The following is a 21,933-nucleotide window of genomic DNA, read 5'->3' as shown; positions in this document are numbered from 1 at the left end:
ATGGCGCAGCAAGTTCTTTCCGTTCAAAATCTGCATGTTACTTTTTCAACATACGGAGGCACTGTAAAAGCCGTCAGAGGCGTCAGCTTCGATTTATATAAAGGTGAAACGTTTGCGATCGTCGGCGAATCTGGCTGCGGAAAAAGCGTGACGTCACAAGCCGTGATGGGCCTTCTTCCGAAACATTCGGCAAAGATTGAATCCGGAAGCATACAATTTAAACAGAAAGACCTTTGCCAAATGTCGGATCGGGAAATGCGGGCAATCCGGGGGCGCGATATTTCTATGATCTTTCAGGACCCGATGACGGCGCTCAATCCGACTTTGACCATAGGGAATCAGCTTTCAGAAGCGCTGTTGGAACACCGCGCCATGACAAGAAAACAAGCTGAATCCGAAGTTCTCGCCATGCTGGATCTGGTCGGTATCCCGGACTCGAAATCCCGCCTGAAGCAGTACCCTCACCAATTAAGCGGGGGCATGCGGCAGCGGATCGTGATCGCAATGGCTCTGATCTGCGAGCCGGAAATTATGATCGCCGATGAACCGACAACGGCCCTTGATGTGACGATTCAAGCACAAATCCTTGAATTATTTAAGAAGATTCAAAGAAAAACAGGCGTGTCTATTATTCTGATCACACACGATCTCGGCGTCGTCGCTCAGACCGCCGACAGAGTCGCCGTCATGTATGCGGGGAAAATCGCCGAAATCGGCACGAGGCATGATATTTTTTACCGTCCGGCTCATCCATACACAAAGGGGCTGCTTCGTTCAGTGCCGCGTCTGGATATGGAGGATAGTGAGCTTTCGCCGATTGACGGGACGCCGCCTGATTTATTCGATCCGCCGCCGGGCTGCCCGTTTGCCGCCCGCTGCCCGGACAGGATGATCGTCTGTGAAAAGGTATACCCGGCAACAACCATGAAATCCAAAAGCCATATCGTCAACTGCTGGCTTCAGGATCACCGTGCAGAGCGGCTGAAGCAGCAGCTGACGGCAGCAGAGGAAAAAGGGGGATTGAAATGAAAAAGAGATGGGCGATCGGTGTGATTGCTGTTGTTTCGTTTGCTCTGATGGGCTGTACAGCCAATGAACAGGCGGGGACAGAACCCGGCAAAGCAAAAGAACAGGGGGGTGAAACGGTGCTGCGGCTCAATAACGAAAATGAGCCGACCTCACTTGATCCGCCGATCGGATTTAATAATGTTTCCTGGCAGCCGCTGAATAACATCATGGAAGGATTGACGAGGCTCGGAAAAGATAATAAGCCCGAACCGGCCATGGCGGAAAGCTGGAAGGTGTCCGCTGATAAGCTGACATATACCTTCAATATCCGTGATAACGCCGAATGGACAAATGGCGATCCCGTTACGGCGGAAGACTTCGTGTACGCCTGGAAACGGATGCTCGATCCGAAAACGGGCGCATCTTCCGCTTTTCTCGGCTACATGATCAAAGGCGGAGAAGAATTTAACAGCGGAAAAGGCAAACACGAAGACGTGAAAGTCACGGCAAAAGATAAAAAAACGCTTGTCGTCACATTGGCGGCGCCGCAGGATTATTTTCTGAACGTCGTGTCCAATCCGGCGTATTTCCCGATTAATGAGAAGGTCGCCAAGGCTGATCCGAAATGGTTCACTGAAGCAAAAACATTTGTCGGCAACGGGCCGTTTAAACTGACGGAATGGAAGCATGACGACAGCATGACGATGGTCAAAAACGAGACGTATTGGGATAAAAAGACGGTGAAACTGGATAAAGTCACATGGGCGATGGTCAGTGACCGGAATACCGATTATCAGATGTTTCAGTCGGGGGATTTGGATACCGCCTTTGTGCCGGCAGAGCTGAGCGAGCAGCTGATGGGAGGGAAAAATGTCCGCATGTGGGATCAGGCCGGACTCTATTTCTATCGTTTTAACGTGAAAATGGAGCCGTTTCAAAATGAAAAGATCAGAAAAGCGTTCGCGGCAGCGATTGATCAGAAAGAAATCACGGATTATGTGACCAAAAACAGTGAAAAGCCGGCACATGCCTTTGTATCCCCGGGATTTACTCAGCCTGACGGGAAAGATTTCCGCGAAGCGGGCGGCAGTTTATTAAATCCGGATGAATCAGAAGCCAAAAAACTGCTGGAAAAAGGCATGGCAGAAGAGCATTATGACAAGCTGCCCGCCGTTACATTGACATACAGCACAAAACCGGAGCATAAGAAAATAGCGGAAGCGATTCAGCAGAAGCTCAAAAGTGTGCTCGGTATAGACGTTAAGCTCGCCAATATGGAATGGAACGTCTTTTTAGAAGAGCAGAAAGGACTGAAGTTCCAGTTCTCTCAAAGCTCATTTTTACCGGATTACGCAGATCCGATCAGTTTTCTTGAGGCTTTCCAGACGGATAATTCCATGAACCGCACCGGCTGGGGAAGCGCGGCATACGACGGCTACATCAAGCAGGCAAAACAGGAAGCCGATGCCAAAAAACGTTTTGCACTCATGCATAAAGCGGAAAAGCTGCTCATGAATGAGGCTCCGATCATTCCGATTTACTTTTACAATCAGGTGCATCTGCAGAACAGCGGCGTGAAGGGCATTGTCCGGCACCCCGTCGGTTACATTGATCTGAAATGGGCGGAAAAGTCCTGATCTTACAGCGGAAACATATGCCGCTCTTTTGCCGTTAAAGGAGCGGCGTGTTTCACTTTTCAATCCGGAAAGGAGATTGAAAAAGTCATGAACCATAAACCGAAAGCATTGCAAAAAGGCGACACGGTCGGTGTGATTGCGCCCGCAAGCCCGCCTGAGAGCGGGACGCTGCAAACCGCGCTGCTGTTTTTAGAGAATGAGCTTGGCCTTCATGTGAAACTCGGCCGGGCGCTGAAGACTCGTCACGGCTATTTGGCGGGAGAGGACCGGGCGCGCCTCGATGATCTCCATGACATGTTTAGTGATCAGAATGTTAAAGCGGTGATATGCGCGTGCGGAGGATTCGGCACGGGCCGCATTGCCGCCGACATCGATTTCGGCTTAATCCGCCGCAATCCGAAAATTTTCTGGGGATACAGTGATATTACGTTTTTACATACCGCCATTCATCAAAATACGGGGCTCGTCACATTTCACGGCCCGATGCTGAGCACGGATGTCGGGCTTGAAGATGCTGATCCCCTGACAAAAGCGTCGTATCATCAGCTTTTTACAGAAACGGAATTCACCTATACGGAGGACATTTCTCCGCTTGAGGTGCTGACAGGCGGAAGGGCCGAGGGAGAGCTTGCGGGCGGAAATTTGTCGCTCATTACGTCCACGCTCGGCACGCCGTTTGAAATTGATACGAAAGACAAATTGCTGTTTATCGAGGATATTGATGAGGAGCCGTATCAAATCGACAAAATGCTGAATCAATTAAAGATGGCCGGAAAACTGTCAGACGCAGCCGGAATCCTGGTCTGTGATTTTCACCAATGCGAACCGAAAAACAAAGAAAAGTCCCTCACCTTAGAGCAAGTGCTGAATGATTACATTGTCAAATCAGGGAAGCCCGCGCTTAAAGGTTTTAAAATCGGCCATTGTTCACCGAGCTTCGCCGTTCCGATCGGAGTCCGCGCGGTTATGGATACGGCGGCTAAAGCGGTAACGATTGAATCGGGGGTTTCCGGAAGGGAGTGATCAGGCGTGAGGATTACAGATATTCAAACGGGACGGATGTCCGTGCCGCTGAAAAAGCCGTTTAAGACCGCTTTACGCACGGTTTACAATGCTGAATCGGTCATTGTGAAGCTCACTTTTGACAACGGTCTGACCGGCTGGGGGGAGGCGCCGCCGACGGTTGTCATTACAGGCGACAGCGCGGACGGTATTGAAAGCGCCGTCCACGATGTGCTGAAGCCTGTTCTCTTGGGACGGAGCCTTTCCGGCACGGAAGCTGTTCTGTATGATATCAGCCGGCTGTTGGAAAGAAATCAAAGCGCAAAAGCCGCGGTAGATATGGCTGTATATGACGGATGGGCGCAAATGCACGGACAGCCGCTTTACCGGCTTCTCGGCGGCTATCGGAATACACTGGAAACAGATTTTACCGTCAGCGTTAATTCTCCTGAAGAGATGGCGGGGGATGCAGACCGTTATGTGAACAAAGGATTTCATATTTTAAAAATAAAAGTCGGCATAGGTGACATATCGGACGATGTTGCGCGGATTCAGGCGATCAGATCACGTGTCGGCGGAAACGTCAAACTGAGATTGGACGCCAACCAAGGCTGGACGCCGAAAGAAGCCGTGACTGCGATCCGAAAGATGGAAGACGCCGGCCTGGGCATTGAGCTTGTCGAGCAGCCTGTTCATAAAGACGATATCGCCGGGCTGAAGCAGGTCACAGATGCCGTAGACACGCCGATTATGGCGGATGAGAGCGTCTTTACCCCCCGTCAGGCCTTTCACGTGCTGCAGACGAGAAGCGCCGATTTAATTAATATTAAGCTGATGAAAGCGGGCGGCATAAAGCAGGCGGAAACAATCAATGCGATGGCGGAAACGTGCGGCGTGGAATGCATGGTCGGCAGCATGATTGAGACCAAGCTCGGCATCACCGCCGCGGCTCATTTTGCCGCGGCCAAACGGAATGTGACAAGGTTTGATTTTGATGCGCCGCTTATGCTGAAAGATGATTTGATTCAAGGCGGCATCACATACAGCGGCAGTCAGATTACGATTCCCGATGAACCGGGTCTCGGCATTACCGGTGTGTCGATACAAGAGGAGGCGAAAAGATGAGAGCAGCCGTTACAGCGGCGGCAGCCAATGTATGGACGCTGCCGTCATCTCCCCGTTCGTATGATGCGCCGATGCTCGAAAACCCGCCGCAGATCAGAAAATGGTTAGCGTCTATGGGATATGAAGAGCGGCTGCAATTATGCACAGACAACCTTGTCCAAACGCAAGCGCTTTTCGGGGAAGAGGTGATCATTCTCAAAGAGGAAGGGGAATGGGCTTTTGTCGCCGTTCCCGGCCAGCCTTCAAACAAGGATGTGCGCGGATATCCGGGGTGGATGAAAAAAAGCCAGCTTTCAAAAGACGGCTTTCATACATCTTCCCCCGCTGTATGGATTACCAAACCGACAGCTTTTTTATATCACACAAATGGCAAACCGGACTTGGAAGTAAGTTTCTTAACGCGTCTTCGGGCATCAGGACGTGAGAAAGGCTTTTTCCGGGTGGTGACGCCGCTCGGAGAACGGTTCGTAAATGAAGCTGACGCAGACGAGTGCCGGCATACGGAAGGACGGGCGGCCGATGTCATCGAAACGGGCATGATGTTTCTCGGGCTTCCGTATTTATGGGGAGGACTGAGCGGTTTCGGGTTTGACTGTTCCGGGTTTATGTATTCGATATTTAAAGCAAACGGCTATACCCTTCCCCGTGATGCAAAGGACCAAGCAAAAGCCGGATGCAGTGCGGCGGTAAACGATATCCGGCCGGCTGACCTTTTGTTTTTCGCCTATGAAGAAGGAAAAGGCGCGATCCACCATGTCGGTTTGGCGCTGGGAGACGGTCGAATGCTGCACTCCCCGAAAACGGGAAAAACAATCGAAGTGCTGTCTTTGGAAGGAACCGTCTATGAAAAAGAATTATGCACCGTACGCCGCTGTATAAGTGAAAAGGGGGAATAGAAAATGACGGCATCTCCGCTCCTTGAAGTCAGCGGGCTGAAAATGCATTTTGACGCAGGAAGAAAGAAAGCCGTAAAAGCAGTCGACGGTGTCAGCTTTCACATTAAAAGAGGGGAAACATTCGGACTTGTCGGAGAATCGGGATGCGGTAAATCGACGCTCGGAAGGGTTATTCTCCGTCTGTATGACCCGACGGCCGGTTCGGTATCATATGAAGGGACGGATATACACCGTGCCGCGGCAGAACAGCGGTCGGTCTTCTTCCGCAAGCTGCAGATGATTTTCCAAGACCCTTACGCCTCGTTAAATCCGCGCCTGACCGTAAGGGAAATTATTATGGAGCCGATGGAAATCCACAATCTTTACAATACAAAAAAAGCCCGTCTGATGATGGCGGATGAACTGCTTGAAGCTGTCGGGCTCCATCCGGATTTCGGCAGCCGGTATCCCCACGAATTCAGCGGCGGACAGAGGCAGAGAATCGGGATTGCCAGAGCGCTCTCTCTGCATCCTGAATTTATCGTGGCGGATGAGCCGATTTCCGCGCTGGATGTGTCGGTACAGGCTCAGGTCGTCAACCTTTTAAAAAGGCTTCAGAAAGAGAAAGGGCTGACATTTTTATTTATCGCCCACGATTTATCAATGGTCAAGCATATCAGCGACCGGATCGGCGTGATGTATTTGGGCCGCATGATGGAAATTACAGAAAGCGCTGCGCTTTACCGGGAACCGCTTCACCCTTATACGAAGGCGCTTTTATCCTCAATCCCGATTCCTGATCCGCTTCTTGAGGACAAGCGTGAACGGATTATTCTGAAAGGGGAGCTGCCGAGCCCCCTTAACCCGCCGAGCGGCTGTGTATTCAGGACGCGGTGTCCTGAAGCGATGGAGCTCTGCGGTAAGATAACGCCTGAGCTTGAAGAAGTGAAGGCGGGGCGTTTTGTCGCCTGCCATTTATACAAAAAAGAAAGCTGACTTTATATTGTCAGCTTTCTTTTTTAATTAAACCTGATGCAGAAATGACACGCAGACCGGATACGGAACCGGAATGTCAGATTGAAGCAGAGTCAATTTGCCTGTTTCCGGATCACGTTCAAACAAAACCAGATTTCCCGTTTCTTCGTTTGACGCGACAAGGAATGTCTCGGAAGGGTCAAACGCGAAATCACGCGGCCAGTTTCCTTCTGTCGGCACCCATTCAATAAGAGACAATTCACCGGAATATTGGTTGATCTTAAAGATGGCGATGCTGTCATGTCCGCGGTTGGCGGCATAAAGAAATCTGCCGTCTTTAGATATGCGGATCGCGCTGCCTTGCGATTTGTCCGTAAAGCCTTCAGGCAAAGCGGAAATGACCTGAAGCTCTCTGAATTCACCTAAGGTCGGGTTGTATTCAAGCGCGATGACTTCATTACTGATTTCCGTCATGACATAGGCGTATTTTTCCGCCGGATGGAAAACGATGTGGCGCGGCCCTGAACCCGGTGTGAAAGAATGAGTTTTCACCTCTGTGAGCGAACCGTTTTTCATTTGGTAAGTATAAAGCGTATCCGTCCCTAAATCGACGGCTGCAATGTAGTTATGCTCAGGTGTATAGCCTGCGAAATGGGTATGCGGTTTCTCTTGTCTTTCATGAGGACCTGTTCCCGTATGAGCGGCTTCGGCAGCCGGCTCCTGCAGACTTCCGTCCTCATTGACGGGAAAGGCGTGCACTTTCCCGCTGTGGTAATTAGCGGTTAACACATATTCATGTTTATCATCAATGCTGACGTGGCATGGAGACGGGCCTTCAATCAGCTGGTGGTTCACAAAAGTTAATTCCCCGCTGTTCTGATGAATCTGATAGGCTGCGACACCGCCTTTTCCGTCTGCCTTTTCAATGGAATACAGCATGCTGTTATCAGAATTCGGAGTGACGTATGTCGGGTTGCCGAGCTTTGCTGCCAGCTTCGGCCGGCTGAGCCTTTTCGCTTCTGTATCAAGTTCGAAACAATAAATGCCTTCGCTTCCGCCTTTTGTATATGTTCCCGCGTATCCTATGTACTTAGCCATTCGGTTTCCCCCTTTAGAGTCTTGTCTTCTCTATATTAACGTATCTTGAAGGAAACTGCCTTGTAAATGTTTAAGATGTTCTGACAAGCGGCAAGGTGCAGCAGCGGAAGGAACCGCCTGATTTAATAATTTCGGAAAACTCGGTTTCAATGACTGTATAACCTCTTTTTCTGAGCTCGCGGTTCGTATGACGGTGCTGCGGCAGGCTGATAATTGTCTGATTGCCGATTGACAGGATATTCGGGCCGAGCGTGAATTGCTCTTCTTCAGGCACTTCTATCATCTCAAAACGTTCGGAGAGAAGATCAATTTCTTTCTGCCGCAAGCCATTTTTGCAGTATAGCGCTTCCGTTTCCGAGATCATATTAAATACACAGTCCAAATGTAAGAAATCCTCCTTGAGAGGGATCGGCACAACCGTCATCTCCGGCAGCGCCTCCCGCAGCTCCCGGACAGCCGCTTTATCCGTGCGCTTGCTCAGCCCGGCGTAAACGGTGCCGTCTGCGATCAAGATGTCGCCGCCTTCAATGTTCGCTTTTTTCAATCGCGTATAGGGGATTTTCTTATTGTCAAGCAGGTCTTGAAACACTTTTTCTTCTCCCTGCCGGACTGAAGCCGCCATGTTTGAAATAAACGCCGTCTCGCCTAAGACAAATCCGATATCCCGGGTGAATACCTGCTCAGGCAATGCGGGATCGGCAGGCAGCAGGACGACTTCAATCTGATGAGATCTTAAAATGTCAATAAACTCACTATGCTGTTTGAGGGCAACGGGTATGTTAATATTTTCTTGTTTGAAATGTTTCTGCGTTCCGTTAATAATATCCTTGATGGCCATGTGTTCCGGCCGGCATAAGATGACTGTCTGCAAAGCATCAAACTCACTGCGGCAAGCCGGTTTCCGCGTGGATTTGGGAATGGATACGTTCATGTGATATCCTCCTATCGGTATTCAATGTGCGTTTATTATTCCCGGATGTGATGAATAATGAAACATTTATGAGAGAATATCTAACCAACTTAATATTTAAAATTTTAGACAAAACGGTCAAAGTATTGTTTAATAGGGTACAGATGAATGAGTCAAAACGACCAGACACCAAAGGGGAGTTTAAATAATATGAAGTTGCCAGAATCAAGATTTTGCAAAGAAACAAGGGTTGTTAAAACAAGCAGGGTTTTTCCGCTTGATACGAATAATCACAATACGCTGTTTGGCGGAAAGCTGATGAGCTACATTGATGATATCGCTTCAATTTCCGCGGCCCGCCACTGCCGGTGTGAAACAGTCACGGCCTCAATGGATTCTGTAGATTTTTTGCGCCCCATCGGCCAACAGGATTCCGTATGCCTTGAATCTTACGTCACATGGGTCGGCACATCGTCTATGGAGGTGTTTGTCAAAGTCATTAAAGAACATCTGATGACGGGCGAACGCGAGCTTGCGGCAACGTCGTTTCTGACCTTTGTCGCGCTTGATTCAAACGGGAAATCGGTACCCGTTCCGCGGATCGTGCCGGAAACCGAGGAAGAAGTCATGCTTCACAATACGGCCGTTCAGCGCGCCGGAGAACGAAAAAACCGCTTAAAACACAGCAAGGCCCTGGCCGAGGCGCTCGGAACAGATAAACCTTGGTAATCGTCAAACCGCTTTTTTAAAAAGCGGTTTTTTTATGCTGAGAAAGGACTTTTCCTGCCGGATCCATAATCTATTACAGGGAAAGGAGACGTGGCGTGCATGATGAAACATAAGTCTTCCGGCACCATCCTGACAACCGGGCGTATCCGTCTGCGGACTATGCGGGATGACGATGAAGAAAATTTGTACAGGCTGTTTACCGACAGAGAGGTCATGAAATATTATCCTTCTCTTAAAAGCAGACGGGAAACAAAGGAATGGATTGCCTGGAACAAACGATTGGCCGCAGGATACGGCGTCAGTCTTTGGATCGCAGAGGATAAAGAGACGGGCGCATTTCTCGGTCAATGCGGAATCGTTCCGCAGACGGTAAACGGAAACACTTTGATGGAAATCGGCTATATGTTTGCCCGCCGCCGCTGGGGCCGCGGCTATGCGACAGAGGCGGCGAACGCCTGTCTGGACTACGGTTTTCACACGCAGCAATACGGACGTATAGCGGCGCTGATTGATCCGGAAAACGCTGCCTCCGTCCGTGTCGCGGAAAAAATCGGTATGGTGCCCGGTGAGACCGTTACCAAATGGGAGAGGCAGCTGACGGTTTTTGACATCACATCTGACGTTGAACGTTTCGGCGAAATGTAGTATGATACGAACAGACATGTTTTCTAGGGTTCCGCATGTTCATACATGGCCTGGTCCGAGAGAAAACACATATGCGCACATATTTCCGCATATGCACACGGAGGGGAAAAAGCCCGGGAGAGTCAATCTCATGAGAGACGACTATCCGGGCTTTTTTGTATTGTCCGGATACTGAAAGGGTGAAGAACATGAAATGGGGTTTAGTGGTCATAGCGGCCGTATTTGAAGTGGTATGGGTCACCGGCCTGAAACATGCTGATTCGGCACTGGCGTGGAGCGGCACGATTACGGGAATCATCATCAGTTTTTATCTATTAATCAAGGCGACAGACAGCCTGCCCGTAGGAACGGTATATGCAGTCTTTACCGGACTCGGGACAGCGGGCACCGTGCTCAGTGAAATCCTGCTTTTCAAAGAACAGGCCGATCCGGTGAAAATCGTGCTGATCGGCGTTTTGCTGATCGGCGTCATCGGGTTAAAGCTGGTCACACAGGATAAGCCTGAGACGAAGGAGGAGAAGGCGTAATGCATTGGATCAGCCTGATAGCCGCGGGTCTTTGTGAAATGCTCGGGGTGATTTTAATGAATCAATTTCAAAAAGAAAAGAAAGTCAAATGGATTCTTTTCATTATCGCCGGATTTGCGGCTTCTTTTTCCCTGCTTTCTTATGCGATGGAGACAATCGCGATGGGCACGGCCTATGCGATCTGGACCGGTATCGGCACGGCGGGCGGCGCACTAGCCGGCATTCTTTTCTACGGCGAGCAGAAGGATGCGAAGCGCATCTTTTTCATTGCGCTTATTTTATGCGCTGCCGTAGGGCTGAAAATTCTTTCGTAAATTGATTTTTATCAAATCTTCAGTATAATCTATTAGTAAGTTACGAATTATGAAGATACGAGGGATTAAAACAGATGAATTCATATATGACACAGCGGCTGAAAGAATACCGCCGCGGGAATGAGGAAAAAGGGCGCCTGCTCGTCAGCTGCCCCGACCAGCCGGGAATTGTATCGGCCGTGTCGGCGTTTTTGTTTGAACATGGCGCAAACATTATTGAATCAAATCAATACACGACTGACCCTGAAGGCGGACGATTTTTTCTTAGGATCGAATTCGACTGCAAGGGCATTCGTGAGAAAAAAGAAGACTTACAGCAGGCTTTCGCCTCAATCGCCCAGACATTCGGCATGACATGGAGCCTGTCTCTGGCAAGTGAGTTGAAGCGAGTGGCGATCTTTGTATCGAAGGAGCTGCACTGCCTTCATGAACTGATTTGGGAATGGCAAAGCGGCAATATGATGGCCGAAATTGCGGTCGTCATCAGCAACCACGAAGAGGCCAAAGAAGTGGTCGAACCGCTGAATATTCCGTTCCATTACATGAAAGCTAACAAAGACATCCGCGCCGAAGTGGAACGGCGCCAGCTTGAGCTGCTGGAGCGGTATAAGATTGATGTGATCGTTCTTGCCCGCTACATGCAGATCTTGACGTCTGATTTTGTATCTGCCCATCCGAATCGGATTATTAACATCCACCATTCATTTCTGCCGGCCTTTATCGGCGCTAATCCGTATAAACGGGCTTATGAGCGCGGAGTGAAATTAATCGGCGCGACCTCTCACTATGTGACGGACGATCTTGACGAAGGGCCGATTATTGAACAGGATATTGAACGCGTCGATCACAGAGATCACGCAGAGGATCTGAAGAATATCGGCAGAACGATTGAGCGGAGCGTGTTGGCAAGAGCCGTAAAATGGCATCTGGAAGACCGCGTCATCGTTCACGGAAACAAAACGATCGTATTTAATTAATGGCGGTCCGCCGGGGAGGCGGACTGTTTTTTATGGATGAAAATGTCTTGACAAGAACCTGTTTTCTTTGCATAATATAAAAAAATCATTGAGCGTTGAAGAGGATCAGTACGCAGAACTTTCTGTGACAGAGAGCAAAATGGCCCGCTGAAACATTTTGCCGCATGAAACCTGCCGAACCTGCCTTGGAGTCCTGAGGGGAAAACTCAGGCGCGATAACCTGGCGTTACAGGAAAGCGGGACGCGTGAAAAACGCGTTCAAACAAGGTGGTACCACGGAAAGCCCATTTCGTCCTTATTTTTCAGGACGGAATGGGCTTTTTTTATTGACGAGAGCCGGTTTGGATTGATTGCCACGGAGGAGAAACGATGAAAAAACAAAGAATTGTTGTGAAAATCGGGAGCAGCTCGCTCACCAACAGTAACGGAAGTATTGATGAAGCAAAAATCAAGGAACATACGGAAGCCATTTCTTTATTAAAAGAAAACGGGCATGAAGTGATCCTCATTACCTCAGGCGCGGTGGCAGCGGGTTTTTCCGCTCTCGGCTATCCGTCGCGACCCGTTACGATAAAAGGAAAGCAGGCAGCTGCCGCAGTCGGCCAGACGCTTTTAATGCAGCAATATATGGACCATTTAAAAAGATACGGTCTGACGCCGGCACAAATTTTATTAACAAGAAATGATTTCTCAAAAAGAGAGCGGTACAGAAATGCTTATGCTACTGTAATGGAACTGTTGGAGCGCGGCGTCGTGCCGATTATTAATGAGAATGATTCCACATCAGTTGAAGAGCTGACGTTCGGTGATAACGACATGCTGTCGGCGCTTGTAAGCGGTTTGATTCATGCAGACCAATTAATGATTCTCACAGACATTAACGGGCTGTACGATGCCAATCCGAATGAAAACCCGGACGCAAAGCGGTTCGACTATCTGAATGACATCACACCAGAATTGCTCGGGTATGCCGGATCAGCAGGCTCAAAGGTCGGCACCGGAGGCATGAAGTCAAAACTTCTCGCCGCCCAGACCGCATTGTCGCTCGGGGTGAAGGTATTTATCGGAACCGGCTCCGGACGGGAAAAACTGATGGGAATTTTAGACGGAAAAGGCGACGGCACATATATCGGTGATAAAGACCTATCCTCAGTGAATAATACACGGCAATGGATCATGTTTCATTCTCCGATATCAGGGGAAATCATCATTGATGGGGGAGCGGAGCAGGCGATGATCCATAACGGGTCAAGTCTCCTCCCGGCCGGCGTCGCCGATGTCTGCGGCAGTTTTCCGAAAGGGGCCGTAGTGGAAGTCAGAGGACCCGGGGGCATTATCGGCAAAGGGCAGACGCAGTACTCATCCGATGAAATTTTAGAAGCCAAAGGGAAGCGGAGCGACCAGCTTTCAGGAACGAAGCAGGTGGAAGTGATTCACAGAGATGATTGGGTGAATTTATTTGACGAGGGGGAACAGAAATGAGTGAAGTATTGCAAAAGGCGGCTTTGGCAAAAGAAGCGGCTGCCGAAATGGTCATGAAAACGACGGCTGAAAAAAACGAAGCGCTCCAATGTATTGCAGACGGACTCAGAAATGAACGCCGGCTGATTTTAACAGAGAATCAGAAAGATATTGAAGCGGGACGGAACAGAGGACTGACACCTGACATTATTGACAGGCTGACTCTTGATGAAAAACGCCTGCTCGATATCGCGGACGCCGTGGAACTGTTAATCGGTCTTGAAGATCCCGTCGGTGAGTCGCTGGAGACCATTCAAAAAGAAAATGGATTATCCATTGAAAAAATCCGCGTGCCCCTCGGAGTAGTGGGCATGATCTATGAGGCCAGACCGAACGTTACCGTAGACGCGGCCACACTCTGCCTGAAAACCGGAAACGCGGTTGTGCTCAGAGGAAGTTCTTCCGCCATCCACAGCAACATAGCGCTTGTCAGTGTGATGAAACGCGCACTTGGGCTGTCAAAGCTTCCGATTGATGTCGTTCAGCTCATAGAAGATACAAGCAAAGAAACCGCCAAACAGCTCTTTACATTAAATGACGGGCTGGATGTATTGATCCCGCGCGGCGGTAAAAATTTAATTGATCTTGTGGTCAGGGAATCAACCGTGCCCGTTTTAGAAACCGGAGCGGGCAATTGCCACGTGTACATAGATCAGTCAGCAGATCCCCTTATGGCAAGCGAGGTCGTCATCAACGCCAAAACACAGCGTCCTTCGGTCTGCAACGCGATTGAATCTCTTTTGATTCATGAAAAATGGGCTGAAGAACACGGCCGAAAGCTGCTGAATCAGCTGACAGAAAAAGGCGTGGAGCTCCGAGGAGATCAGGTGATTTGCGGGCTGGAGCCTCAAGCGAAACAAGCAGAAGAAGCCGATTGGGGAGCGGAGTACTTGGCGCCGATTCTCAGTGTAAAAACGGTGCAGGACGTACAGGAGGCGGTCCGCCACATTCAGCAGTACGGCACAAACCATTCAGAAGCCATTCTGACGGAGAACGCCGAGCATGCGGCTTACTTCCAGACCGCCGTTGACGCCGCCGCCGTGTATCATAATGCTTCAACCCGGTTTACGGACGGTTTTGAATTCGGATACGGAGCCGAAATCGGCATCAGCACGCAAAAGCTTCACGCGAGAGGGCCGATGGGGCTTCCGGCGTTAACATCTACAAAAAACATCATTAAAGGAAACGGACAAATCCGCGTATAATCTTTTAAGCTTATCCTTCAAAAAGGGTAGGCTTTTTTTATGAGGAAAGATTGACGCCCTCTATTATATTGTGTAATATTAAATTGCACACAATATAATAGAGGTGAATTTACATGACAAAACCATTATTTACTGCAACCGTATCAGCCGCCGGCGGACGTGAAGGGAAAGTCACGTCTTCTGACGGAGTGCTGAATCTTGATGTTGCCATGCCGGGAACGCCAAGAGCAAAAAAGCTCGAGCATGCTACAAACCCTGAACAGCTGTTTGCCGCAGGATATTCAGCCTGCTTTGACAGCGCTCTTCAGCTCGTAGCGAGAAAAGAGCGTCTGAGTATTGCAACAGAGGTCACTGCGCATGTCAGTCTGTTGAAAGATGAAGCAGACCAAGGATATAAACTAGGCGTTACGCTTGAGGTCAAAGCATCTGGCATTGATAAACAGGAGCTTGAAGCCCTTATCCAAAAAGCGCACGGTGTCTGTCCGTATTCAAAAGCGACAGCGGGAAATATTGAAGTGAAGCTTCTGGCAGCAGAATAAAAATAAGGATGCCCATTCGGGGCATCCTTATTTTTTGCCGTGCAGCGTATTCAAAACCTCATAAAGCGACTGCTTTAACTGCTTTAATTCCTCTTTTGACCGTCCCGTCTGTTCCAGCATGGCAATGGGGATATCCGCCGCTGTTTTCTGCAAGGCCCGCCCTTCATCTGTGAGCCTGATCGTCACGGATCGTTCGTCTTCAGCCGACCGCTTTCTCATGATGATTCCGTGCTGCTCCATCCGTTTCAGCATCGGTGTCAGCGTTCCGGAATCCAGGTACAAAAGCTCACCCATCCGTTTCACATTCAGTTCTTCGTGCTCCCATAATAAAAGCAGTGCCAAATACTGGGGATAAGTTACGTTGAGCTTATCAAGCAGCGGTTTGTACCGCTTCGTCATTTCCCTTGAGCTTGCGTACAGCAAAAAACAAAGCTGATTCTCCAGTTTCATATGTTCAAATTCTTTTTCTGCCATTACTTCTTTCACCAACTCTTTGTTTGTTAACGTTACCCCTATTGTAGCCGAAAAACGGCCCATTTCCTATTCCTCATGTTTAAAAATATGAGCAGGGGCAATATATACAGTAAGTACAATGAGGAGGCTGATAATAATGGCATTATTTACTTCAAAAGCGACCGCAGTCGGCGGACGAGCAGGACATATTAAATCCGAAGACGGGGTGCTGGATTTTGACATCATCATGCCGAATGCAAAAAAAGACGGAGAAACCGGCACAAACCCTGAACAGCTCTTTGCGGCAGGATATGCTGCCTGCTTCGGGGGAGCGCTTGAGCTCGCCGCCCAAAAACAAAAAATCGACATGACCTCTGAAATTGAAGGACAGGTCAGCCTTTTAAAAGATGAGAGTGACGGAGGTTACAAAATCGGCGTAACGCTCGTCATTGATACAAAAGATCTTGACAAAGAAACGGCGGAGAAGCTTGTGCAGGCTGCTCACGAGTTCTGTCCGTATTCAAAAGCAACAAGAGGAAATGTAGACGTCAAACTTGAATTAAAATAAATCAACGAACGAATATCCCGGATTTTATATCCGGGATATTTTATTAACGAAAACATCAGTAATGATCTCTTCTCTCCCGGAATAAGAATACGATATAGCACTTTTGCATAATGACACCAAGAGAAAAGAGGGAGATATCGATGTCTCTTCCAAACATACCGAACATCACCCCCGACATTACACTCTCCAGATGTGAGACCCTGAACCTCCTTCTTTCATCCGTGGCTATGGAAGAAATCGGACTATCCCATATTCTGCAGGCGGAAGCGGAAAGGATTCAAATGTTTCTCGGCGCTTCCGGCGATCCCTCTTTGGAGGAATTGTCATCAATCAATAGAAGCACTGAACGGCTCCTGCGCACCGTCATGAAATCACAACTCCTTTTGCAGACGAAGCTTGAGGACATTATCTTCTTACAGGATTCTGAAGCCTGTATGGACCCGGACGACCCAAGCAATCCGAGTAATCCGGGCGATCCTGATGACCCGTGGAATCCGGACGACCCAAGTAATCCGAGTGATCCGGGCGACCCTGATGACCCGTGGAATCCGGATGACCCAAGTAATCCGAGTGATCCGGGCGATCCTGATGACCCGTGGAATCCAGACGATCCCAGTGATCCGGAAGATCCGTGTGACGGCCTGTTTTACGGCCGCATTGGCTGCTGTGAGTGTGGGGATTGTGAGGACTGCGGTTGGAAGAAAAAAGGCGGGGAGCGTTCATAAAAAAAGAGACGGGTGAAGCATATGCCGTATCCAAGCATTTCAAAAGCGAAACAGGCATCTTTTGAAGCCATGCATTGTCTCACGATTGCGCTGTTACATATATTATCTGTGACCGTGGATAAAAGAAGGGGTTCAAATTACAAAGAAGAAATCAGGCTGTTCTCCGCATTGTGCCGCTGGCAGAAGGAAACAGGCGGCCGTCTGTTTTTAATGATCAGCTTGGAAGAAGAGCAGAAGCAGATGTATGAGCGGCACTTTCTTGAAATGAAGACAGTTACGGAACGAACGAAAAAATTCATTTTTGAAAGCCCGCGCGAATTCCGGGCGCATCCCATTACGAAGCGGGCTGTCAGGCAGCTTCAGGAATGGGATGCGGAAACTGCCGAACCTGCCGTCAGATGGGTGCGGCCTGTCATTATAACGATGAACGGCACTCCTGAACGGCCTTGGTTCAATCAACAACTCCAAAATCGGGAAAGGTGAGAAAATGAGCGGAAATACTGAATGTAAACTGACTCTTTGCATGATTGTGAAAAACGAGGAGAGATACATCTCCCGTTGTTTATCAAGTGTACAAGACATCGTTGATGAGATTGTCATCGCAGACACCGGATCACAAGATAATACAAAAGATATATGCAAAAGCTTTCAGGCAAGAGTATTTGATTTCAAATGGGAGAATGATTTCGCAAAGGCCAGAAATTACGCCCTGCAGCATGCCGAAGGAGATTGGATTTTAGTGCTTGACGCGGATGAAGAGCTCGATCAGGAGACGGGCCGCTTTTTAACTTCGCTGCTTCATGACGGATTACCGAGCCGGGGGCTTTTGAAAATCATCAATTATACAGGGAAGCTGCTCGATGAAAACGAAGCGTTTGAAAGCATGCAGCCGAGACTGTTCCGCAATCATAAAGGCCTTCTGTATCAAGGCAGAATTCACGAGAATATCTCGGCTTCCAATGAGGAAGAAAACAATGCTTTTTTCGCGCTCCCATGTGTGATTCATCACTACGGCTACTTGGAGCAGGAAGAAAAGATCAAGCAAAAACATAAACGGAATATCAGCATTTTAAATGAAGAGCTTTCAGAGGAAAATCCTGACCCGTGGCTTGTCTATCATTTGGCAAGTGAATGCTACAGAATAAAAGACTATGAAAAAGCATTACATCTTGTCAAAGGCTCAATTTTTCAATTTTTAAGCGAAAAACGAATGCCTCCGTCTCTCCTGTATTATTTGAAATATACAATATTGCTTGAGCTCAAACGGTATGAAGAAGCCGAACAAGGGATTGAAAAAGTGCTCAAGCTATATCCTGATTACAGCAATCTTCATTATTATAAAGGCCTTGTATTATATCATTTGGAAAAGTACAGAGCGGCAATCAAAGCATTTGAAAACGGAACGCAGGTTGAAGGAGAAAACGCTGATCACTTCATTTTAAAAGGTGCCGCCGATTTCAGAGCTTTTTATTATATGGCGAAATGCCATGCTGCATTAAACCATGATATGACGGCCATCGCCTACGCCAAAAAATCGGTGAAGTTCAATCCTCAATTTAAACCCGCACAAGAGCTTCTGTCTCAATTAAAAAAGGATCAGCGGACAAACGCCTGATCCTTTTTTTGCATGTTCCATTAAGATAATCGAATAATGTTTAAAGCTGCACCGGCGCTTCCTCCAAGCAATGTGACCGCACCCAATAATCCGAACAGCTGAAGCTGGATGGTGCTGCGTGCTGGCAAAGTCACAATAAAGGAGTTATTAAAGTTTGCCAAAGACGCGACCGGGGCGATAATCGAACTTGCAGGAGGAGTGCCGTTGATTAAAATACGCGAACTTACAAGCAGGCCGGCCGTTAAATTAATATGGTAGGAAATATAGTACCGTCCTGCCGGAGCAACGGTAAATATGGTATTTGCGGCATTAGCCGTAATATCTGCCGAAAGGTTTTGTTCATTCGGTAAGGAAATGGTCGTGCCGCCGGCAATAACTGCGACAACACCGCCGCCCGTATTGCTCGCATAGCCGGAAGTTGCTGTCAGACTTGTTCCGGTGATCCCGGTCGGTCCGGTGCCGCCAGTAGCGCCGGTGATCCCGGTCGGTCCGGTGCCGCCAGTAGCGCCGGTGATCCCGGTCGGTCCGGTGCCGCCAGTAGCGCCGGTGATCCCGGTCGGTCCGGTGCCGCCAGTAGCGCCGGTGATTCCGGTCGGTCCGGTACCGCCAGTAGCGCCGGTGATTCCAGTCGGCCCGGTACCGCCAGTAGCGCCGGTGATTCCAGTCGGCCCGGTACCGCCAGTAGTGCCGGTGCTTCCCGCCGCAGCTAAAAGTGTATAGTCAGCTGAGGCTCCAGGGGTTCCCACAGGGCTGTTTACGTTTGCGACGTAAGAGCTTCCGTTATACAAGACAACCTGTCCGGTTGTGTAAGTGGGGGCGCTCAGCGGATTAAAAGCAACAATTCCTTGAAGGCCCGCACCGGTGACCCCCGTCGGTCCGGTTGGCCCCGTCGCTCCGGCCGGTCCTATTGCCCCGGTCGGCCCCGTAGCACCAGTCGGTCCCGCCAGTGTAGGGATATTTGAGATACTGTCCAATTTTGAACCGAGAAGAAGCTCCTGTTTCATTAAGCTGTCAAGCGTATCCCGGACGCTCTCATTCAGGTTAAGAATATCAGCAAGACTTGACGGGGGTCCTGTTAATCCGGGAATCGTTCCGAGCGCGTATTGGATTTTTTCCCCTTCCGCATTCAGAATATGTGCCATTCCCAGCTCTTCCATAGCAATTGACGAAAGAAGAAGGTTAATGGTATCGTCTCTGGAAAGTGTAACGACAGGGGTGATATTGGGCAAATTAGGCTGTGACACAATGTCCCTCCTTATGAGTTGGCTGAAAATCATTTTATTACGAACAAAGTTCCCCGAAATGAGCGTAAGCAGTACTGTATCATTATATTCACGGATTCTGTCCAAGTTTCTGATTCCCTTCATTAACCAATTGAGCGGGCTATACCGCTGTTTTTGATTTCATCATATATGAAGGAAATACTTTAAATATAGAGAAAATACATCGCACAGCATTCGCAAATCGGTCAAAATGACAGCGGGACATGTGATCGTCTATAAAGCGATGGCTATATATCTTGTGCGTTTCCTGCAAAAACTCTCTTTTTCATTTCAAGTTTTCTGTATACAAGGGCGAGTAGCATGGATGGGATCGTACAAACAATCATTCCGATAAAGGCATACCGGGGTTCAATTTCATATAAAAAACCTCCGAAAATAGTAAATGCCGCAGTGCTCCAGCTGAGCGCAAGCGCTGAATATATGCCTTGGGCTTTCGGGATTTGCGCGGGTGAAATATTTTTAATTAAGTATTTCATAAATGCATAGTGTCCCATCGCGAATGAACAGGCATGCAGCGTCTGCGCAATACAGAAAATGATGACATGCGGAAAGGCAAATACGAGTATCCAGCGTACGGTAGCACCAAGCGCCGCCAGAGCGAGCAAAGAGCCTGCCGTAAATTGATGAAAGTATCGGTCAGCGATTGCAAAGAAGATAATCTCCGCGATAACGGCGATGTTGATGATGATTCCGATGGCATATGCGGGCGCATCGATTTCCTGCAAAAAGAGATAACCGTAATTGTAGTAAGATGCATGTGCCGCCTGCAGTAAGATAACGATTGCGAGCACCAGACCGAAATATTTGATGCGGAATAAGGCAAACATACCCTCTTTTATTGCGCGGTCTGTTTCCGGCCGTTTTGAAAGAACAGCTGGCGCATGCATAAAGCTGAGGCATGCGAATATCAGGGTGCCCAAAAGCAGTGCCCATAAAATCGCTTGATCTCCGAATATACCTGTAAAGACGGACAGGATGACGCCGGCTGAAACAAAACCCGCGGACCCCCACTGGCGGCTTGTCCCATAAGCCTTTAATTCGTTATGCTGTACAAGGACGCCGCAAGCGCTGTCTAAAGCAGGCATTAAAGCAGGGTAAAACACATGCAGCACTAATGTGACAAGAAGCAGGCTTTGAAAAGAATCAGCGGGAATATAACATAAAAGTGCGAGAAGCGTCCCGATTCTGGCGCCGTTTAATAAGGCTTTGCTGCTGAATTTTCCTGATAAATAAGGGAAGAAAAATAATGTGGAAATCCCTCTTGCCGCCAAGCCCAGGCTCATAATGAAACTGGCTTCGGATACGGAAACCCCTTTTATATGCACCATCCATCCCGTCCAATAGGGCAGAAAAACACCCCATGTCATAAAAAAACTAAAAAAATGCAGACTCATCCAGCGATATGCTTTCATTCCCGTTCCTCCTTTAATTGGCATGTTATCATGTAAGGACATAAAGACAATATGAGATATCTCATATTTTTGGGGTGGACGATGGAATTTTATAAAGGCGAGAAAAAGCGGCATCAGTTAGAAAAACACTCAATCGCGCATTTATTCTCTTTCCCCGCTGAAGAGTTTATGGAAGTGCGCGAATATGAGCGGGACGAATGGATTATTCAAGAGGGCAGGAGGCCTGACTTCCTGTTTTACGTGATTGAAGGAAAAGCGAAAATATATGTAACCCATCAAAACGGAAAAGTTTCTTTAATTAATTTTATCAACAAAAATGATTACATCGGAGAGATGGAACTATTACATGAAGTGTATTACACAAAAGGAATTCAAGCCTCAGCGAAGACTGTTTGTTTTGCTCTGCCTATTTACCGCTGTCGCGCGCAATTGCTGCAGGATGCGAAATTCCTGCGTGAGTTGGCTAAGTTTTTAAGTGCTAAGGCAACGCTTATGGCTTCGAAATATTCACAGAGTCTGGCGTTCCCGCTTGAAAACCGGCTGGCTGATTTTATTTTGCAGACGGCTTATGAAGGGGTTTATAAAGAGAAGCACGTAACGGTCTGTGATTATTTGGGTGTATCTTACCGTCATCTCTTGCATGTGCTGACGCAATTTTGCCAAAAAGGGTATTTGCAAAAAGAAGGGCGGGGCTATCAAATTAAGCAGCATGATTCACTAAGTGAACTTGGGGAGGCGCTGAAGAATAAGTAGCACGCCCAGAAAAAACAGCCACCCGCGATTTGCGGAT

Annotated in this window: 24 protein-coding genes and 1 riboswitch; of the genes, 19 read left to right on the top strand and 5 right to left on the bottom strand. The window is 48.6% G+C overall.

What is annotated here, in order from left to right; translation table 11 throughout:
- The 6 genes from OTK50_RS02910 to OTK50_RS02885 all read left to right on the top strand — a co-directional run bounded on the left by OTK50_RS02910 (nucleotide 1) and on the right by OTK50_RS02885 (nucleotide 6,643).
- Nucleotides 1–1,029, top strand: coding sequence for an ABC transporter ATP-binding protein (locus OTK50_RS02910; RefSeq protein WP_007610859.1), 1,029 nt, complete (start codon nucleotides 1–3; stop codon nucleotides 1,027–1,029).
- Complete coding sequence (locus OTK50_RS02905) at nucleotides 1,026–2,645, top strand: peptide ABC transporter substrate-binding protein (RefSeq protein ID WP_239033840.1); 1,620 nt, start codon at nucleotides 1,026–1,028, stop codon at nucleotides 2,643–2,645. The genes OTK50_RS02910 and OTK50_RS02905 overlap by 4 nt, the downstream gene beginning before the upstream one ends.
- A gap of 87 nt (nucleotides 2,646–2,732) precedes the next feature.
- Nucleotides 2,733–3,668: an LD-carboxypeptidase gene (locus OTK50_RS02900; RefSeq protein WP_410170598.1), complete on the top strand. Its 936-nt coding sequence runs from the start codon at nucleotides 2,733–2,735 to the stop codon at nucleotides 3,666–3,668.
- Nucleotides 3,669–3,704: 36 nt separating this feature from the next.
- Nucleotides 3,705–4,772, top strand: coding sequence for a dipeptide epimerase (locus OTK50_RS02895; protein WP_410170608.1), 1,068 nt, complete (start codon nucleotides 3,705–3,707; stop codon nucleotides 4,770–4,772).
- A complete protein-coding gene (locus tag OTK50_RS02890; RefSeq protein ID WP_239033838.1) occupies nucleotides 4,769–5,668 on the top strand; it encodes a C40 family peptidase in 900 nt (299 codons plus the stop codon). Before OTK50_RS02895 ends, OTK50_RS02890 begins: the two co-directional genes overlap by 4 nt.
- A 3-nt stretch (nucleotides 5,669–5,671) precedes the next feature.
- Nucleotides 5,672–6,643, top strand: a complete 972-nt coding sequence (locus OTK50_RS02885; protein WP_032874640.1) for an ABC transporter ATP-binding protein — start codon at nucleotides 5,672–5,674, stop codon at nucleotides 6,641–6,643.
- Nucleotides 6,644–6,670: 27 nt separating this feature from the next.
- Here OTK50_RS02885 and OTK50_RS02880 read toward each other — a convergent pair whose 3' ends face one another.
- Complete coding sequence (locus OTK50_RS02880; RefSeq protein WP_224224212.1) at nucleotides 6,671–7,720, bottom strand: lactonase family protein; 1,050 nt, start codon at nucleotides 7,718–7,720, stop codon at nucleotides 6,671–6,673.
- Nucleotides 7,721–7,790: 70 nt separating this feature from the next.
- Entirely contained in the window at nucleotides 7,791–8,651 is an 861-nt protein-coding gene (locus tag OTK50_RS02875; protein WP_032874643.1) for a dimethylarginine dimethylaminohydrolase family protein, read from the bottom strand.
- Between the two features lie 189 nt (nucleotides 8,652–8,840).
- Between OTK50_RS02875 and OTK50_RS02870 the strand changes: the two genes are divergently transcribed.
- The 8 genes from OTK50_RS02870 to OTK50_RS02835 all read left to right on the top strand — a co-directional run bounded on the left by OTK50_RS02870 (nucleotide 8,841) and on the right by OTK50_RS02835 (nucleotide 15,087).
- The gene (locus tag OTK50_RS02870) at nucleotides 8,841–9,359 is read left to right on the top strand and encodes an acyl-CoA thioesterase (RefSeq protein ID WP_021493808.1); all 519 of its coding nucleotides are present in this window, start codon (nucleotides 8,841–8,843) and stop codon (nucleotides 9,357–9,359) included.
- A 99-nt stretch (nucleotides 9,360–9,458) separates the two neighbouring features.
- The gene (locus OTK50_RS02865; protein WP_082997903.1) at nucleotides 9,459–10,004 is read left to right on the top strand and encodes a GNAT family N-acetyltransferase; all 546 of its coding nucleotides are present in this window, start codon (nucleotides 9,459–9,461) and stop codon (nucleotides 10,002–10,004) included.
- Nucleotides 10,005–10,016: 12 nt separating this feature from the next.
- Nucleotides 10,017–10,126: riboswitch (guanidine-I (ykkC/yxkD leader) on the top strand.
- 66 nt (nucleotides 10,127–10,192) lie between these two features.
- Nucleotides 10,193–10,531 carry a DMT family transporter gene (locus tag OTK50_RS02860; protein ID WP_007407236.1) on the top strand — a complete coding sequence of 113 codons (339 nt, stop codon included), beginning with the start codon at nucleotides 10,193–10,195 and terminating at the stop codon, nucleotides 10,529–10,531.
- The gene (locus OTK50_RS02855; RefSeq protein ID WP_007407235.1) at nucleotides 10,531–10,845 is read left to right on the top strand and encodes a DMT family transporter; all 315 of its coding nucleotides are present in this window, start codon (nucleotides 10,531–10,533) and stop codon (nucleotides 10,843–10,845) included. The genes OTK50_RS02860 and OTK50_RS02855 overlap by 1 nt, the downstream gene beginning before the upstream one ends.
- Before the next feature lie 74 nt (nucleotides 10,846–10,919).
- Nucleotides 10,920–11,822, top strand: a complete 903-nt coding sequence (purU, locus tag OTK50_RS02850) for a formyltetrahydrofolate deformylase (protein WP_007407234.1) — start codon at nucleotides 10,920–10,922, stop codon at nucleotides 11,820–11,822.
- 369 nt (nucleotides 11,823–12,191) lie between these two features.
- Nucleotides 12,192–13,304, top strand: a complete 1,113-nt coding sequence (proB, locus tag OTK50_RS02845) for a glutamate 5-kinase (RefSeq protein ID WP_224224213.1) — start codon at nucleotides 12,192–12,194, stop codon at nucleotides 13,302–13,304.
- Complete coding sequence (locus OTK50_RS02840) at nucleotides 13,301–14,548, top strand: glutamate-5-semialdehyde dehydrogenase (protein ID WP_266121824.1); 1,248 nt, start codon at nucleotides 13,301–13,303, stop codon at nucleotides 14,546–14,548. The genes proB and OTK50_RS02840 overlap by 4 nt, the downstream gene beginning before the upstream one ends.
- Before the next feature lie 113 nt (nucleotides 14,549–14,661).
- Nucleotides 14,662–15,087, top strand: a complete 426-nt coding sequence (locus OTK50_RS02835; protein WP_045207197.1) for an organic hydroperoxide resistance protein — start codon at nucleotides 14,662–14,664, stop codon at nucleotides 15,085–15,087.
- Between the two features lie 27 nt (nucleotides 15,088–15,114).
- Here OTK50_RS02835 and OTK50_RS02830 read toward each other — a convergent pair whose 3' ends face one another.
- Nucleotides 15,115–15,624, bottom strand: coding sequence for a MarR family winged helix-turn-helix transcriptional regulator (locus OTK50_RS02830; protein ID WP_032874653.1), 510 nt, complete (start codon nucleotides 15,622–15,624; stop codon nucleotides 15,115–15,117).
- Nucleotides 15,625–15,697: 73 nt separating this feature from the next.
- On the opposite strand from OTK50_RS02830, the gene OTK50_RS02825 reads away from it, so the two are divergent.
- The 4 genes from OTK50_RS02825 (at nucleotide 15,698) to OTK50_RS02810 (ending at nucleotide 18,448) form a co-directional block, all read left to right on the top strand.
- Entirely contained in the window at nucleotides 15,698–16,108 is a 411-nt protein-coding gene (locus OTK50_RS02825; RefSeq protein ID WP_029325869.1) for an organic hydroperoxide resistance protein, read from the top strand.
- Between the two features lie 140 nt (nucleotides 16,109–16,248).
- A complete protein-coding gene (locus OTK50_RS02820; RefSeq protein WP_029325870.1) occupies nucleotides 16,249–16,833 on the top strand; it encodes a hypothetical protein in 585 nt (194 codons plus the stop codon).
- Nucleotides 16,834–16,854: 21 nt separating this feature from the next.
- Nucleotides 16,855–17,316 carry a hypothetical protein gene (locus tag OTK50_RS02815; RefSeq protein ID WP_266121823.1) on the top strand — a complete coding sequence of 154 codons (462 nt, stop codon included), beginning with the start codon at nucleotides 16,855–16,857 and terminating at the stop codon, nucleotides 17,314–17,316.
- A 4-nt stretch (nucleotides 17,317–17,320) separates the two neighbouring features.
- On the top strand, nucleotides 17,321–18,448 hold the full coding sequence (locus tag OTK50_RS02810; protein WP_266121822.1) for a glycosyltransferase: 1,128 nt from the start codon (nucleotides 17,321–17,323) through the stop codon (nucleotides 18,446–18,448).
- Between the two features lie 20 nt (nucleotides 18,449–18,468).
- Here OTK50_RS02810 and OTK50_RS02805 read toward each other — a convergent pair whose 3' ends face one another.
- Together OTK50_RS02805 and OTK50_RS02800 are read right to left on the bottom strand one after the other, a co-directional pair.
- Entirely contained in the window at nucleotides 18,469–19,692 is a 1,224-nt protein-coding gene (locus OTK50_RS02805; protein WP_239033836.1) for a BclA C-terminal domain-containing protein, read from the bottom strand.
- 266 nt (nucleotides 19,693–19,958) lie between these two features.
- On the bottom strand, nucleotides 19,959–21,143 hold the full coding sequence (locus OTK50_RS02800) for an MFS transporter (RefSeq protein ID WP_088462234.1): 1,185 nt from the start codon (nucleotides 21,141–21,143) through the stop codon (nucleotides 19,959–19,961).
- An 81-nt stretch (nucleotides 21,144–21,224) separates the two neighbouring features.
- Here OTK50_RS02800 and yeiL point away from each other — a divergent pair, with 81 nt between their 5' ends.
- Nucleotides 21,225–21,896 (top strand): transcriptional regulator YeiL, encoded by a 672-nt coding sequence (gene yeiL / locus OTK50_RS02795; RefSeq protein WP_088462233.1) that lies wholly within the window; start codon nucleotides 21,225–21,227, stop codon nucleotides 21,894–21,896.
- The last annotated feature ends 37 nt before the right edge of the window (nucleotides 21,897–21,933 follow it).

It is taken from the genome of Bacillus sp. NEAU-CP5, assembly GCF_026420705.1.
Classification (GTDB): Bacteria; Bacillota; Bacilli; order Bacillales; family Bacillaceae; genus Bacillus; species Bacillus velezensis.
Note: the sequence above shows the minus strand (reverse complement) of the source record. Positions and strands in the feature narration are given on the sequence as shown.

Excerpts from the sequence above, each read along its gene's own strand:
- OTK50_RS02910 (WP_007610859.1), top strand. The coding sequence starts at position 1 with ATGGCGCAGCAAGTTCTTTCCGTTCAAAATCTGCATGTTACTTTTTCA.
- OTK50_RS02905 (WP_239033840.1), top strand. The coding sequence starts at position 1,026 with ATGAAAAAGAGATGGGCGATCGGTGTGATTGCTGTTGTTTCGTTTGCT.
- OTK50_RS02900 (WP_410170598.1), top strand. The coding sequence starts at position 2,733 with ATGAACCATAAACCGAAAGCATTGCAAAAAGGCGACACGGTCGGTGTG.
- OTK50_RS02895 (WP_410170608.1), top strand. The coding sequence starts at position 3,705 with ATGTCCGTGCCGCTGAAAAAGCCGTTTAAGACCGCTTTACGCACGGTT.
- OTK50_RS02890 (WP_239033838.1), top strand. The coding sequence starts at position 4,769 with ATGAGAGCAGCCGTTACAGCGGCGGCAGCCAATGTATGGACGCTGCCG.
- OTK50_RS02885 (WP_032874640.1), top strand. The coding sequence starts at position 5,672 with ATGACGGCATCTCCGCTCCTTGAAGTCAGCGGGCTGAAAATGCATTTT.
- OTK50_RS02880 (WP_224224212.1), bottom strand. The coding sequence starts at position 7,720 with ATGGCTAAGTACATAGGATACGCGGGAACATATACAAAAGGCGGAAGC.
- OTK50_RS02875 (WP_032874643.1), bottom strand. The coding sequence starts at position 8,651 with ATGAACGTATCCATTCCCAAATCCACGCGGAAACCGGCTTGCCGCAGT.
- OTK50_RS02870 (WP_021493808.1), top strand. The coding sequence starts at position 8,841 with ATGAAGTTGCCAGAATCAAGATTTTGCAAAGAAACAAGGGTTGTTAAA.
- OTK50_RS02865 (WP_082997903.1), top strand. The coding sequence starts at position 9,459 with ATGATGAAACATAAGTCTTCCGGCACCATCCTGACAACCGGGCGTATC.
- OTK50_RS02860 (WP_007407236.1), top strand. The coding sequence starts at position 10,193 with ATGAAATGGGGTTTAGTGGTCATAGCGGCCGTATTTGAAGTGGTATGG.
- OTK50_RS02855 (WP_007407235.1), top strand. The coding sequence starts at position 10,531 with ATGCATTGGATCAGCCTGATAGCCGCGGGTCTTTGTGAAATGCTCGGG.
- purU (WP_007407234.1), top strand. The coding sequence starts at position 10,920 with ATGAATTCATATATGACACAGCGGCTGAAAGAATACCGCCGCGGGAAT.
- proB (WP_224224213.1), top strand. The coding sequence starts at position 12,192 with ATGAAAAAACAAAGAATTGTTGTGAAAATCGGGAGCAGCTCGCTCACC.
- OTK50_RS02840 (WP_266121824.1), top strand. The coding sequence starts at position 13,301 with ATGAGTGAAGTATTGCAAAAGGCGGCTTTGGCAAAAGAAGCGGCTGCC.
- OTK50_RS02835 (WP_045207197.1), top strand. The coding sequence starts at position 14,662 with ATGACAAAACCATTATTTACTGCAACCGTATCAGCCGCCGGCGGACGT.
- OTK50_RS02830 (WP_032874653.1), bottom strand. The coding sequence starts at position 15,624 with ATGGGCCGTTTTTCGGCTACAATAGGGGTAACGTTAACAAACAAAGAG.
- OTK50_RS02825 (WP_029325869.1), top strand. The coding sequence starts at position 15,698 with ATGGCATTATTTACTTCAAAAGCGACCGCAGTCGGCGGACGAGCAGGA.
- OTK50_RS02820 (WP_029325870.1), top strand. The coding sequence starts at position 16,249 with ATGTCTCTTCCAAACATACCGAACATCACCCCCGACATTACACTCTCC.
- OTK50_RS02815 (WP_266121823.1), top strand. The coding sequence starts at position 16,855 with ATGCCGTATCCAAGCATTTCAAAAGCGAAACAGGCATCTTTTGAAGCC.
- OTK50_RS02810 (WP_266121822.1), top strand. The coding sequence starts at position 17,321 with ATGAGCGGAAATACTGAATGTAAACTGACTCTTTGCATGATTGTGAAA.
- OTK50_RS02800 (WP_088462234.1), bottom strand. The coding sequence starts at position 21,143 with ATGAAAGCATATCGCTGGATGAGTCTGCATTTTTTTAGTTTTTTTATG.
- yeiL (WP_088462233.1), top strand. The coding sequence starts at position 21,225 with ATGGAATTTTATAAAGGCGAGAAAAAGCGGCATCAGTTAGAAAAACAC.